15 protein-coding genes and 1 other annotated feature are annotated in these 12,805 nt (G+C 43.8%); all 15 genes read right to left on the bottom strand.

Annotation, left to right across the window (positions count from 1 at the left end):
- Nucleotides 1-13: 13 nt before the first annotated feature.
- Nucleotides 14-3,571 carry a DNA-directed RNA polymerase subunit beta gene (gene rpoB, locus FZC78_RS20305; RefSeq protein WP_148941928.1) on the bottom strand — a complete coding sequence of 1,186 codons (3,558 nt, stop codon included), beginning with the start codon at nucleotides 3,569-3,571 and terminating at the stop codon, nucleotides 14-16.
- Nucleotides 3,572-3,810: 239 nt separating this feature from the next.
- The gene (locus FZC78_RS20300; protein WP_148941927.1) at nucleotides 3,811-4,416 is read right to left on the bottom strand and encodes a class I SAM-dependent methyltransferase; all 606 of its coding nucleotides are present in this window, start codon (nucleotides 4,414-4,416) and stop codon (nucleotides 3,811-3,813) included.
- Nucleotides 4,417-4,538: 122 nt separating this feature from the next.
- The gene (rplL, locus tag FZC78_RS20295) at nucleotides 4,539-4,901 is read right to left on the bottom strand and encodes a 50S ribosomal protein L7/L12 (RefSeq protein WP_148941926.1); all 363 of its coding nucleotides are present in this window, start codon (nucleotides 4,899-4,901) and stop codon (nucleotides 4,539-4,541) included.
- A gap of 63 nt (nucleotides 4,902-4,964) precedes the next feature.
- Nucleotides 4,965-5,465, bottom strand: coding sequence for a 50S ribosomal protein L10 (gene rplJ, locus FZC78_RS20290; protein ID WP_148941964.1), 501 nt, complete (start codon nucleotides 5,463-5,465; stop codon nucleotides 4,965-4,967).
- A gap of 43 nt (nucleotides 5,466-5,508) precedes the next feature.
- Nucleotides 5,509-5,649 (bottom strand) — a sequence feature (ribosomal protein L10 leader region).
- A 58-nt stretch (nucleotides 5,650-5,707) separates the two neighbouring features.
- On the bottom strand, nucleotides 5,708-6,406 hold the full coding sequence (gene rplA, locus FZC78_RS20285) for a 50S ribosomal protein L1 (RefSeq protein ID WP_148941925.1): 699 nt from the start codon (nucleotides 6,404-6,406) through the stop codon (nucleotides 5,708-5,710).
- A 121-nt stretch (nucleotides 6,407-6,527) separates the two neighbouring features.
- Nucleotides 6,528-6,953 carry a 50S ribosomal protein L11 gene (rplK, locus tag FZC78_RS20280; protein WP_148941924.1) on the bottom strand — a complete coding sequence of 142 codons (426 nt, stop codon included), beginning with the start codon at nucleotides 6,951-6,953 and terminating at the stop codon, nucleotides 6,528-6,530.
- Nucleotides 6,954-7,132: 179 nt separating this feature from the next.
- On the bottom strand, nucleotides 7,133-7,666 hold the full coding sequence (gene nusG / locus FZC78_RS20275) for a transcription termination/antitermination protein NusG (protein ID WP_148941923.1): 534 nt from the start codon (nucleotides 7,664-7,666) through the stop codon (nucleotides 7,133-7,135).
- Nucleotides 7,667-7,862: 196 nt separating this feature from the next.
- Nucleotides 7,863-8,039 (bottom strand): preprotein translocase subunit SecE, encoded by a 177-nt coding sequence (gene secE / locus FZC78_RS20270; protein ID WP_113929740.1) that lies wholly within the window; start codon nucleotides 8,037-8,039, stop codon nucleotides 7,863-7,865.
- A 50-nt stretch (nucleotides 8,040-8,089) separates the two neighbouring features.
- A complete protein-coding gene (gene rpmG, locus FZC78_RS20265) occupies nucleotides 8,090-8,239 on the bottom strand; it encodes a 50S ribosomal protein L33 (protein ID WP_148941922.1) in 150 nt (49 codons plus the stop codon).
- An 85-nt stretch (nucleotides 8,240-8,324) separates the two neighbouring features.
- Entirely contained in the window at nucleotides 8,325-8,972 is a 648-nt protein-coding gene (gene sigH / locus FZC78_RS20260; protein WP_262372294.1) for an RNA polymerase sporulation sigma factor SigH, read from the bottom strand.
- A 74-nt stretch (nucleotides 8,973-9,046) separates the two neighbouring features.
- Complete coding sequence (locus FZC78_RS20255; RefSeq protein ID WP_148941921.1) at nucleotides 9,047-9,556, bottom strand: NYN domain-containing protein; 510 nt, start codon at nucleotides 9,554-9,556, stop codon at nucleotides 9,047-9,049.
- 6 nt (nucleotides 9,557-9,562) lie between these two features.
- Nucleotides 9,563-10,306 carry a 23S rRNA (guanosine(2251)-2'-O)-methyltransferase RlmB gene (gene rlmB / locus FZC78_RS20250; protein WP_148941920.1) on the bottom strand — a complete coding sequence of 248 codons (744 nt, stop codon included), beginning with the start codon at nucleotides 10,304-10,306 and terminating at the stop codon, nucleotides 9,563-9,565.
- A complete protein-coding gene (locus tag FZC78_RS20245) occupies nucleotides 10,303-10,734 on the bottom strand; it encodes a Mini-ribonuclease 3 (protein WP_148941919.1) in 432 nt (143 codons plus the stop codon). The genes rlmB and FZC78_RS20245 overlap by 4 nt, the downstream gene beginning before the upstream one ends.
- 2 nt (nucleotides 10,735-10,736) lie before the next feature.
- A complete protein-coding gene (gene cysS / locus FZC78_RS20240) occupies nucleotides 10,737-12,134 on the bottom strand; it encodes a cysteine--tRNA ligase (protein WP_148941918.1) in 1,398 nt (465 codons plus the stop codon).
- Nucleotides 12,124-12,783, bottom strand: coding sequence for a serine O-acetyltransferase (gene cysE / locus FZC78_RS20235; protein ID WP_148941917.1), 660 nt, complete (start codon nucleotides 12,781-12,783; stop codon nucleotides 12,124-12,126). The genes cysS and cysE overlap by 11 nt, the downstream gene beginning before the upstream one ends.
- Nucleotides 12,784-12,805: the final 22 nt, after the last annotated feature.

The following is a 12,805-nucleotide window of genomic DNA, read 5'->3' as shown; positions in this document are numbered from 1 at the left end:
GCTCCGAATCCGGCTATTCTTTCGACCCAACTGTTTCGGATTCTTGTTGATCCTTGTCTGCGATATTTAAAGTATCTGCCTGCTGTGATTCATCTTCATCTTCCATGTCACGCATTTCGATTTCTTCGTCATTGCTTGAAAGGATTTTAACGTCCATACCTAAACTTTGAAGTTCTTTGATCAATACTTTGAATGATTCCGGAACACCTGGTTCAGGTACATTTTCACCTTTGACAATAGCTTCATAAGTCTTCACACGACCGACAACATCATCCGATTTGACTGTAAGAATTTCCTGCAGTGTATAAGCGGCTCCGTATGCTTCAAGAGCCCATACTTCCATCTCACCGAAACGCTGTCCGCCGAATTGGGCTTTACCGCCAAGCGGCTGCTGTGTAACAAGTGAGTATGGCCCAGTTGAACGGGCATGAAGCTTATCGTCAACCATGTGAGCAAGCTTGATCATATACATGATACCGACTGACACACGATTATCGAATGGCTCGCCGGTACGTCCGTCGTACAGGACAGTCTTGGCATCTCTCGCCATGCCTGCCTCTTCGATAGTGGACCAGACATCCTCCTCACGCGCACCATCAAATACTGGTGATGCAACATGAATTCCCAGATATCTCGCTGCCATACCAAGATGAAGCTCGAGCACCTGTCCGATATTCATACGGGATGGAACGCCCAGCGGATTCAACATGATATCGATCGGAGTTCCATCTGGAAGGAACGGCATATCTTCTTCAGGAAGGATACGCGAGATAACACCTTTGTTACCATGTCGTCCTGCCATTTTATCTCCCTCAGAAATTTTACGTTTCTGAACGATATAAGCACGGACAAGCTGGTTTACACCCGGAGGAAGTTCATCTCCGTCTTCACGGTTAAAGACTTTAACATCCAGTACGATACCGCCGCCTCCATGAGGTACACGAAGAGAAGTGTCACGGACTTCACGTGCTTTTTCACCGAAAATCGCATGAAGCAGTCTTTCTTCAGCTGTAAGTTCAGTTACACCTTTAGGCGTCACTTTACCGACAAGCAGGTCTCCGTCTTTCACTTCTGCACCGACACGGATAATTCCGCGTTCATCAAGATTGCGAAGCGCATCTTCGCCGACATTCGGGATATCGCGGGTGATTTCTTCAGGTCCAAGCTTTGTATCCCTGGATTCTGATTCATATTCCTCAATGTGGATGGATGTATAAACATCATCCTTCACAAGGCGTTCACTCATGATGATGGCATCTTCATAGTTGTAACCGTCCCATGTCATGAAACCAACCATTACATTGCGCCCAAGAGCAAGTTCACCTTTTTCCATTGAAGGGCCGTCTGCTAGAATTTCACCTTTTGTCACCCTGTCACCTTCACTTACGATTGGGCGCTGGTTGTAACATGTTCCTTGGTTGGAACGGATGAATTTCTGCATTCTGTATTTATCTAGATCGCCTTTCACTTCCTGGCCATCTATTTCTTTAATTTGGCGGACCCAAACTTGTTTCGCTTCTACACGCTCTACGAGACCTTCATGTTTACAGATGACAGCAGCACCGGAATCCTTTGCGGAAACGTGCTCCATCCCTGTCCCGACAATCGGGGATTCAGGATTCATTAGAGGTACAGCTTGTCGCTGCATGTTCGCTCCCATAAGTGCACGGTTAGAGTCATCGTTCTCAAGGAAAGGAATACAAGCTGTTGCAGCAGATACAACCTGCTTAGGTGATACATCCATATAATCGATGCGTTCACGTTTAACAACTGTATTCTCCCCGCGGAAACGGGCGATGACTTCATCGTCTAGGAAAGAACCGTCGTCACTCAGGCGTGCATTCGCCTGTGCCACAACGTAGTTATCCTCTTCGTCTGCAGTCAAATAATCCATACGGTTCGTTACCTTTCCTGTGTCAGGGTCGACACGGCGGTAAGGAGTTTCTATGAAACCGAAACGATTCACTTTTGCAAATGAAGATAAAGAGTTGATCAATCCAATGTTCGGACCCTCTGGTGTTTCGATCGGACACATACGCCCATAGTGGGAGTAGTGAACGTCACGGACTTCAAAGCCTGCGCGTTCTCGTGTAAGACCGCCTGGTCCCAATGCTGATAGACGTCTCTTGTGAGTCAGTTCAGCCAGCGGGTTCGTTTGATCCATGAACTGAGAAAGCTGAGAACTTCCAAAGAACTCTTTAATGGATGCAATAACAGGACGAATATTGATCAATTGCTGAGGAGTGATCGTGTTCGCATCCTGAATGGACATTCTTTCGCGAACAACACGTTCCATACGGGAAAGACCGATCCTGAATTGGTTTTGAAGCAATTCACCAACAGAACGAAGACGTCTGTTGCCCAGGTGGTCGATGTCATCGGTATCACCGACTCCGTGCAGCAAGTTAAAGAAGTAACTGATAGAAGAAATGATATCAGCAGGTGTGATATTCTTAATTTCTTCTTCTACAAATGCGTTACTGATAACATTGATCTCTTTTTCTCCCTCTTCATTAGGAGAGTAGATTTTAATAGACTGAAGCACTACATCATCTTCCAAAACGCCGCCAGCCTGCTGATAGGTTTTGAAGCCGATGCCGTTTTCTAAGTACGGAATGACTTTGTCCAGAGCACGTCGGTCAAGCACTGTGCCCTTCTCTGCCACAATCTCCCCTGTCTCCGGATCAGCAAGCGTTTCAGCCAGTGTCTGTCCGAACAAACGGTTTTTGATATGCAGCTTTTTATTCATTTTGTAGCGTCCTACATTTGCAAGATCATATCTTTTAGGATCAAAGAAACGTGAAACCAAAAGACTCTTTGCATTTTCTACTGTAGGCGGCTCACCCGGACGAAGGCGCTCATAGATTTCCAAAAGCGCTTTCTCGATACCCTCGGTGTTATCCTTTTCGAGAGTATTGCGGATATACTCATTATCACCAATAAGATCGATGATTTCTTGATCAGAACCAAACCCAAGTGCACGCATAAGAACCGTTACCGGTAATTTACGTGTGCGGTCAATACGCACATGCACTACATCTTTCGCATCTGTTTCATATTCCAGCCACGCACCGCGGTTTGGAATAACGGTAGCAGTGAAGCCTTTCTTGCCGTTTTTGTCCATTTTGCCGCTGAAGTAAACACTAGGCGATCGAACAAGCTGTGATACAATAACGCGTTCAGCACCATTGATTACGAACGTTCCCGTTTCTGTCATCAGCGGGAAATCGCCCATAAATACATCCTGGTCTTTAACTTCGCCGGTTTCCTTGTTCAACAAGCGGACTTTGACTCTTAACGGCGCTGAATATGTTACATCTCGCTCTTTTGATTCTTCCACCGAGTACTTTGGCTCCCCAAGGCTATAATCAATAAATTCCAAGGAAAGATTACCAGTGAAGTCCTCAATCGGAGAAATGTCGCGAAACATCTCTCTTAATCCCTCATCAAGAAACCATTGATAGGAGGATGTTTGAATTTCGATTAAATTTGGTAAATCTAATACTTCACTGATACGCGCAAAACTTCTGCGTTGGCGGTGTCGTCCATACTGAACTAGTTGACCTGTCAACTGATTCACCCCTCAAATCAAACGTTTTGGTTGCCTCTATATGTCTTAAAGTAGTACAACCACTCTACTATAAGACAAAAAGAAAAAGGGTTTTACTCCATAAAACCTCATTTTCCACATAACGTGCTATTATTTTATAATCTTTTCCATATAATCCAGACTTTATACATATGGACATAATACCGGAAAATAATATTTTTGCATTTTATAATACTAACATAGCCCCTATGTTACGTCAATTAATTTTCTTTTACGGATTTTAAAATCTGATAGCCTTTTTTCTTGGCTGCTATTTCAACATTTCCATAGATACCTTCCATCTTTTTTTCGGCTGAGGCTGCACCTTGTTTCTTTTGTATAACAACCCACAACTCTCCGCCTTCAATCAAATGGTTATAACTGTCTTCAAGTATTTCGTGAACAACCGATTTGCCCGCGCGGATTGGCGGATTGGTGAGAATCGCTGAGAATTCCTTCTCGTTAACCTTCTCGAAGCAGCTGCTCTCATAAATAGACACATTGGGTATCCCGTTTTTTTCCGCATTTTCTTTTGCAAGTCCCAGTGCGCGTTCATTGACATCAACCATATGCACCGTGCGGCCGGGAAAACTTTTCGCCATCGAAAGACCGATTGGTCCGTATCCGCACCCTACATCCAGCAGGGGGCCGTCCTGTCCATTATCGGCAAATGAGTCAATTAGAAGACGGGAACCAAAATCGATTTCTTTCTTTGAAAAAACACCTTGATCTGTTTTCATGCGGAATTTAAAATCTCTCAACACTATCTCTATCATTTGAGGATCGCTTTTCACCTCAGGTGTGCGGGAATAATAATGATTTGTCATTACAAGCCTCCCATCCGGGGTGATCACCCGATTGTCTGAACAAAGGATGTACCCGCCTGGTTCTATCAACTAACAGAACAAAAAAGCCCGCTATATAAGCGAGCTTTTAAATCTGTCGTGAATTACTTAACTTCTACGCCAGCTCCAACTTCTTCAAGTTTAGCTTTAAGTTCTTCAGCTTCCTCTTTAGAAATGCCTTCTTTAAGAGCTTTTGGTGTGTTGTCAACAAGTTCTTTCGCTTCTTTAAGACCAAGGCCTGTGATTTCGCGAACAACTTTGATAACTTTAATTTTTTGAGAACCAGCGCTCTCAAGAACAACGTCGAATTCAGTTTGCTCTGCAGCAGCGTCTCCGCCAGCTCCACCAGCAGCAGCTACAGGAGCAGCAGCAGTTACACCAAATTCTTCTTCAATAGCTTTTACAAGATCGTTTAAATCAAGAACAGACATTTCTTTAATCGCATCGATAATTTGCTCTTTACTCATTTTATATTTCCTCCTATATTGTATGGATTGTTTTTAATTTGGTTTGCAAGCTAACTTGCAGGATTAAGCGCCTTGCTCTTCTTTTTGGTCCGCAACTGCTTTTGCAGCCAACGCGAAGTTGCGCATTGGAGCTTGAAGCACGCTGAGAAGCATAGAAAGAAGACCTTCACGAGATGGAAGTTCAGCGATCGCTTTAACTTCTTCTACAGAAGTGACCGTACCTTCGATAATACCCGCTTTGATTTCAAGAGCTTCGTGGTCTTTAGCAAAGTTGTTGATTATCTTAGCTGGAGCCACAACCTCTTCTGTACTGAACGCAATCGCGCTCGGTCCAGTCAATACTTCATTCAAACCTTCGAATCCAGCTGCTTCAGCCGCACGACGTGTCATTGTATTTTTGTATACTTTGAAGTCGATGCCAGCTTCACGAAGTTGTTTACGAAGTTCAGTAACCTCAGATACATTCAGTCCACGGTAATCTACAATGATAGTAGATACACTGTTTTTCATCTTGTCTGAGATCTCATCAACGATTTGTTTCTTTTGATCAAGAATGCTGCTCATCATTACACCTCCTGTAGATTTCTGATGAACATTTATACCGGCCTATCACAATAAAAATGCCTTCATATCAAGATAGACATGAAGGCATTGCAGACGAATCTTCCGAATCGTTATATCGCAATTACCTCGGCAGGAATTTAAGCTTTGCAGCACCTGCTGTCTACGGTACAAATGTTATTTATTTTTTAACAACAGAATGAATTATATATCACTCAATCCGTTAAGTCAATATCAAATTAAAATTATTTTACTGCGAATGTTGAAGGATCTACTTTCACTCCAGGACCCATTGTTGAAGTGACAGCCACATTTTTCATGTAAGTTCCTTTAGCAGCAGCTGGTTTAGCTTTAAGCATTGTATCATAAATCGTAGTGAAGTTTTCAACAAGCTTGTCAGTGTCAAATGATACTTTGCCGATTGGCACATGTACATTTCCAGCTTTATCAGCACGGTATTCTACTTTACCCGCTTTGATTTCGTTAACTGCTTTTTCAACATCGAAAGTTACTGTTCCTGTTTTAGGGTTTGGCATTAAACCTTTTGGCCCAAGCACACGGCCAAGTTTACCAACTTCACCCATCATGTCAGGTGTCGCAACGATTACATCGAAATCGAACCAGCCTTGGTTGATTTTCGCGATTAAGTCTGCATCGCCTACGAAGTCAGCGCCAGCAGCTTCTGCTTCTTTCGCTTTTTCGCCTTTAGCGAATACAAGAACTTTTTGAGTTTTACCAGTTCCGTGCGGAAGAACAACCGCTCCACGGATTTGCTGGTCGTTTTTACGAGTGTCTACTCCAAGACGGAAAGCCACTTCTACTGATGCGTCAAACTTAGCAAAGTTTGTCTTTTTCACTAATTCAACCGCTTCTGACACAGCGTAGTTCTGTGTACGGTCAACCAGTTTTTGAGCTTCAAGATATTTTTTACCTTTGTTAGCCATTATAATTTCCTCCTAGATTGTGGTTTTAGCGGAATAACCTCCCACGAATAAAGGTTGCGAGTGAAACAACCATTTCATCATCGCAACCTCGTCCAACATGCACATTCAACTAATCAGAGTATTAGTCTTCGATGACAATACCCATGCTGCGCGCAGTACCTTCAACCATTAACATAGCCGCTTCAACGCTTGCTGCGTTTAAGTCAGGCATTTTTGTTTCAGCGATTTCACGTACTTTGTCACGCTTAACCGTTGCAACTTTGTTACGGTTTGGTTCACCAGAACCAGACTCGATGCCAGCTGCTTTCTTAAGTAAAACTGCAGCAGGCGGAGTTTTAGTGATGAATGTAAATGAACGGTCTTCAAATACCGAAATTTCAACAGGGATAATCAAGCCAGCTTGATCAGCTGTGCGAGCATTAAATTCCTTACAGAATCCCATGATATTAACACCAGCTTGACCAAGTGCTGGACCAACCGGCGGCGCTGGATTTGCTTTACCAGCAGGGATTTGCAACTTAACAACTTTAACTACTTTTTTAGCCACGAGACACACCTCCTTAAAGTCCGTGATGTGGTAATAGGGCCAGTATTGCCCTCCCACTCATTTAATAAATGTCTTTATCAACATAAAGAACTTGATTTGTAGTACAGCAGTCTCTCGCAGAGACAGACTGACTTATGAAATATTATCACTTATCCAAAGTAATTTCAAGTTCTTTTAAATTATAATTTATCAATTTGTGTAAATTCGAGCTCCACCGGAGTTTCACGGCCGAACATATTCACGAGCACTTTCACTTTTCCTTTTGCAGCATCGATCTCTTCGATTGAACCTGTAAAGTTGGCAAAAGGACCCTCTGTCACAGTTACTGTTTCTCCTAATTCGAAGTTCACTTCCATCCTTTTCTCTACCATACCCATCTGTTTCAGGAGTGAATTTACTTCTTCAGGAAGAAGCGGTGTTGGTTTTGACCCTGAACCTGTCGATCCTACGAATCCTGTCACACCAGGCGTATTCCGCACTACATACCAAGAATCGTCTGTCATGACGATTTCAACGATGACGTAACCCGGGAACACTTTCTTCTTAACTACTTTTTTCTTGCCGTTCTTAATTTCTGTTTCTTCTTCTTCAGGAACAACCACGCGGAAAATTTTATCTTGCATCCCCATCGATTCAACACGTTTTTCCAGATTAGCTTTTACTTTGTTTTCATATCCTGAGTAAGTATGGACCACATACCAGTTTTTCTCCATTTGTTAGGACTTAAAGTCCGTCCCTCCTCTAAATTACATAATCATTATTTTCGCCCAAATGAAAAAACCCGGTTTTAACGGGTTCCTAGAAGTTTTGCGCTATTAAATGTCATTATACCATGAATACTGTATCTATATACAATGCATTCTGTATTTCTCTATCATCGGCTCCAGGCAGCCTGAAGCCGTAAAGAATTTATCTGCCGGGAATAAGACGGATGAGTTCAGAAATCCCTAAATCTATCACTGTGAAGAATAGTGCAACAAAAATAACAGTGGAAATGACTGTAATCGTGTAGCGGGTAAGCTCTTTGCGTTTAGGCCAGCTTACCTTTTTCATCTCTGATGAAACATTGCTAAAGAATTTAAACATCTGTTGTTACCTCCAACTTGTATATATCACCGGGCATTTATAGTAAAATCTTACTTTGTTTCTCTATGGACAGTGTGTGCATTGCATGTGCTGCAAAACTTCTTTAATTCCAGTCTATCCTGCTTGCCGCTTCTATTATTCGGAGCGGTATAGTTCCGGGAACCACATTCATTGCAAGCTAAAATAAGCTTGTTGCTCATATATCTCACCTGCTGTGCTTTATACTGATTTAATCCTATCAAAAATAACACGGAGGTGACAATGTGTCAACAAGGCCTCCGCACACTACAGCGTGATTTCCCTGACTTCCAGATACCTTTCAAGCTTCCGTTTGACCCTCTGCAAAGCATTGTCTATCGATTTGACATGACGGTTCAATTCCTCAGAGATTTCCTGATAGGATTGGCCGTCAAGGTAAAGTGAGAGTACTTTTCTTTCCAGATCACTTAAAAGTTCAGCCATCTTGTCTTCCATACTGTCAAACTCTTCCCGGTTGATAATCAATTCTTCCGGATTAGTAATTTTGGCACCTGTTATGACATCCAGAAGGGTCCTGTCCGATTCTTCATCATAAATAGGCTTGTCCAATGACACATAGGAATTTAACGGAATATGCTTTTGGCGTGTCGCTGTCTTAATGGCAGTGATGATCTGCCGTGTAATACAAAGCTCGGCAAATGCTTTAAAGGAAGTCAGCTTGTCCTCTTTGTAATCGCGGATCGCTTTATACAGCCCTATCATGCCTTCTTGGATGATATCCTCTTTATCGGCACCTATTAAAAAGTAGGACCTTGCTTTCGCTCTCACAAAATTCCGATATTTTTTAATAAGAAAATCCAGCGCTTCACTTTCCCCTTGGTGAACCATCTCAATCACGGCTTCGTCGTCCATCGTCTCTAGTAGAGCTTTCAGTTCTCCAGTGCTGCTGTGAATGTCCACACATATCCCCCTCGCGGAAACAATAGATAGAAATATTATACAGTACTTTTTTTGAAAGCGTCAACAGGTCATTGCTGCCCTCTGCGCCATTTTTCAAAAATTTCTGCCACTTCTTCTGTTAATGCGATCTTGGAGGAAGGCTGTTTCTCCGAGGATTTCCTTACGTTTCTTTCAATCTTTTTCTGGATGGTCTGCATCTCATTAAAAAGTTCACGGGCGGATTTCCTCAATGCTCCCTGCCCGAATATGGCCCATTGTTCAGTGAAATCAGAGGTAGCAACGTAGATCTGTGTTTTAATATTATTGAGTTCTATTGCCAGCTTCTCAATTCTTTCATCAGCCGTCTCATTTTCCCTGGTAAAAAACACATCAACTTTGTAATTCTTGTATTTTCTTTCAATCCCGGTAACGTAGTGGGCATCAAATACAACGATTACTCTGTAACCTGTATACCCTTGATATTCCGCCATGCTTTCCACCAAGCGGTCTCTGGCCGCAGCAAGGTCCTTATTCTTAAGGTCCCTGAGCTCCGGCCAGGCCCCGATAATGTTGTAGCCATCAACAAGGAGGATGTTCATGATCCCCTACTCTCCTAAAGGATGGCGTTTACGGTGGACCTCATACATCAGAATGCTGGCTGCGACAGAAGCGTTCAACGATGTCACATGTCCAACCATAGGCATCTTAATAAGAAAATCGCATTTTTCTCTTATTAAACGGCCGATTCCTTTCCCTTCACTGCCGATGACTAAGCATATCGGCAAAGTTCCATCGAGCCTGCGGTAATCGTCCGCACCCTTGGCATCCGTTCCCGCTACCCAGACTCCTCTTTCCTTCAATTCGTCAATGGTCTGCGCAAGATTGGTAACCCGCGCTACAGGAATATGTTCAATCGCCCCTGTCGACGCCTTCGCCACTGTAGCTGTAAGCCCAACGGCCCTTCTCTTCGGAATGATGATTCCATGCACACCTGAAGCATCAGCCGTTCTCATGATGGATCCCAGATTGTGCGGATCCTCCAGTTCATCCAGCATCAGGAAGAAAGGAATTTCCCCCTTTTGTTCTGCCCTGGCATACAGCTCGTCCATTTCGGCGTACTGGTAAGCTGCCACCTGTGCCACCACACCCTGATGGTTATCACGGACCATTCCCTCGATCTTTTGCTTTGGTACAAATTGGACTAGAACCTTCTTTTCTTTAGCAAGCGAGGTAATCTGTCCCATCGACCCTTTTTGCGAGCCTTCTGCAACCCAGATCTTATTGATATCCCTGCCTGACTTTAGTGCTTCTAAAACGGGATTTCTCCCTCCAATAAATTCACTGCTCATGCTGATCCTCCTTTCTTAATTTCCGTCGAATTTTCTATTAAAACAGTGCGAATTAGTTCTTCCAGCCGGTCTTTACGGTTTTGAAGAAATAAGTAGCCGATCAAGGCTTCAAAAGCGGTACTGTAACGGTACGTCTGCACATCTGTATTCTTCGGGATGGTCCCCGACTTTGCATTCCGGCCCCTGCGGACAATCGCCTTCTCTTCTTCGGAAAGCACCTCTTCGTCGGACAGCCTCTTAAGGGCTGCCGCCTGCGCTTTGGCTGAAACATAGCCTGTCGCTGCGCGGTGAAGGTGGTTCGGCTTTAGCCTTCCCGACTGAAGCAGGTGCTGCCGTACATAGGTTTCATATACGGCATCCCCCATATATGCCAGTGCCAAGGCATTCATTTGTTTGGCATCTATGTTTTCATTTTGCTGATATAACATGTTTACCCTCTTTTCCAACGTGTGCCCTGGGCAGTATCTTCCAGAATGATATTCATTGCTTTCAGCTTGTCGCGCAGCTGGTCGGCAAGCTGGAAGTCACGGTCTTTCCGCGCCTGGTTCCGCTGGTTGATCATGTCTTCAATTTCTTCATCCAGCAGTTCCGCTTCTTCAAGCTTCAGCCCCAGGACCTCGAAAAATTCCTGGAAGTGCTTTGAGAAAGCATCAATGACAGTAGTCGATGTATTCTTTTCCATCAAATAATAATTTGCCTGCCTTGAAAGCTCGAACAAGACAGAAATACCGTTTGCTGTATTAAAATCATCATCCATCTCTTCTATGAACTGGTTTTTGAGTGACACGAGTTTTTCCAGCCATTCTTCGTTATTGTCTGTCAGCTCTGCAGAAACCTCTCTCCGGTGCTTCAGGTTCTCATAGGATGTCTTCAAACGGTCCAACCCTGATTTCGCATTTTCCAAAAGTTCCAAGTTGTAATTGATAGGGTGGCGGTAGTGAACAGACAACATGAAAAATCGTAACACCTGCGGATCCTGTTCTTTAATAATATCGTGAACAAGGACAAAGTTCCCAAGAGATTTGGACATTTTTTCATTATCGATGTTGATATATCCGTTGTGCATCCAATAACGTGCAAAAGTCTGGTTATTCAATGCCTCAGACTGGGCAATTTCGTTTTCATGATGAGGAAATGCCAAATCCTGCCCGCCTGCATGGATATCGATGGTATCTCCCAAGTACTTCTTTGCCATCGCAGAGCATTCGATATGCCAGCCCGGCCTTCCTTGTCCCCAAGGGCTATCCCAGAAGATTTCCCCTTCTTTGGCAGCCTTCCATAGAACAAAGTCTAGGGGATCTTCCTTTTTGTCTCCCGCTTCAATGCGGGCCCCCACTTTCAAGTCATCAATCGATTGATGAGAAAGCTTTCCATAACCGTCAAACTTCCTTGTTCGATAATAGACATCTCCTTGTGATTCATAGGCATACCCTTTCTCAATCAAAGCCTGGATAAAATCGATGATGATATCCATACTTTCTGTCACACGCGGATGGACATCCGCTCTTTGGCAGCCAAGGGCTTCCGTGTCTTCATGATAAGCTGCGATAAAGCGCTCTGCTACTGCCGGAACATCTTCTCCCAGTTCATTCGCTGCCTTAATCAACTTATCATCCACATCTGTAAAATTCGAGACAAAATTCACATCGTACCCTCTATATTCAAAGTAACGGCGTACGGTATCAAATACTATAGCAGGGCGCGCATTCCCGATGTGTATATAATTGTAAACAGTCGGTCCGCAGACATACATCTTTACTTTGCCTTCTTCGAGCGGTTTAAATTCTTCTTTCTGCCTTGTGAGGGTATTGAATAGTTTAATGGTCATCTTGCCGGATATCCCCTTTCTTTTCTGCTTCTTCAAGCTTTTGCTTCAGTGCCAGTATCTGATTTTCCAAATCGGTACATCGGTCTGCCACCGGATCCGGAAGGTCAGTATGATTAAAATCCTTCACCTTCACACCGTCTTTAATGACGACCTTGCCGGGGATGCCCACCACAGTCGAATTAGCCGGCACATCTTTCAGGACAACCGAACCTGCTCCTATTTTAGAATTCTCCCCAACAATAATGGAACCTAATACTTTTGCGCCTGTTGCAACGAGCGCATTATCCCTGATTGTCGGGTGGCGTTTCCCTTTCTCTTTTCCCGTTCCACCCAAGGTCACTCCCTGAAAGATCGTCACATTGTCACCGATTTCACACGTTTCCCCTATGACGACCCCCATGCCATGGTCTATGAAAAAACGTCTGCCGATCACCGCTCCAGGATGGATTTCGACCCCTGTAAAAAAGCGGCTCAATTGGGATATCACTCTTGCCAGGAAGTAAAATTTTCGTTTATAAAAAGCGTGAGCAAGCCTGTGTGCCCAAATCGCGTGCAGTCCCGAATACGTTAAGATGACCTCTAGTGAATTTCTTGCTGCCGGATCCTGGTCAAATACGGTCTGAATATCTTCTCTAAGATGTTTGAACAACTGGACTCCCTCCTTTCGTGAA

The sequence above is a fragment of the Rossellomorea vietnamensis genome, from assembly GCF_008180415.1.
Lineage (GTDB): Bacteria > Bacillota > Bacilli > Bacillales > Bacillaceae_B > Rossellomorea > Rossellomorea vietnamensis_C.
This window is presented reverse-complemented; position numbering and strand designations above follow the sequence as displayed.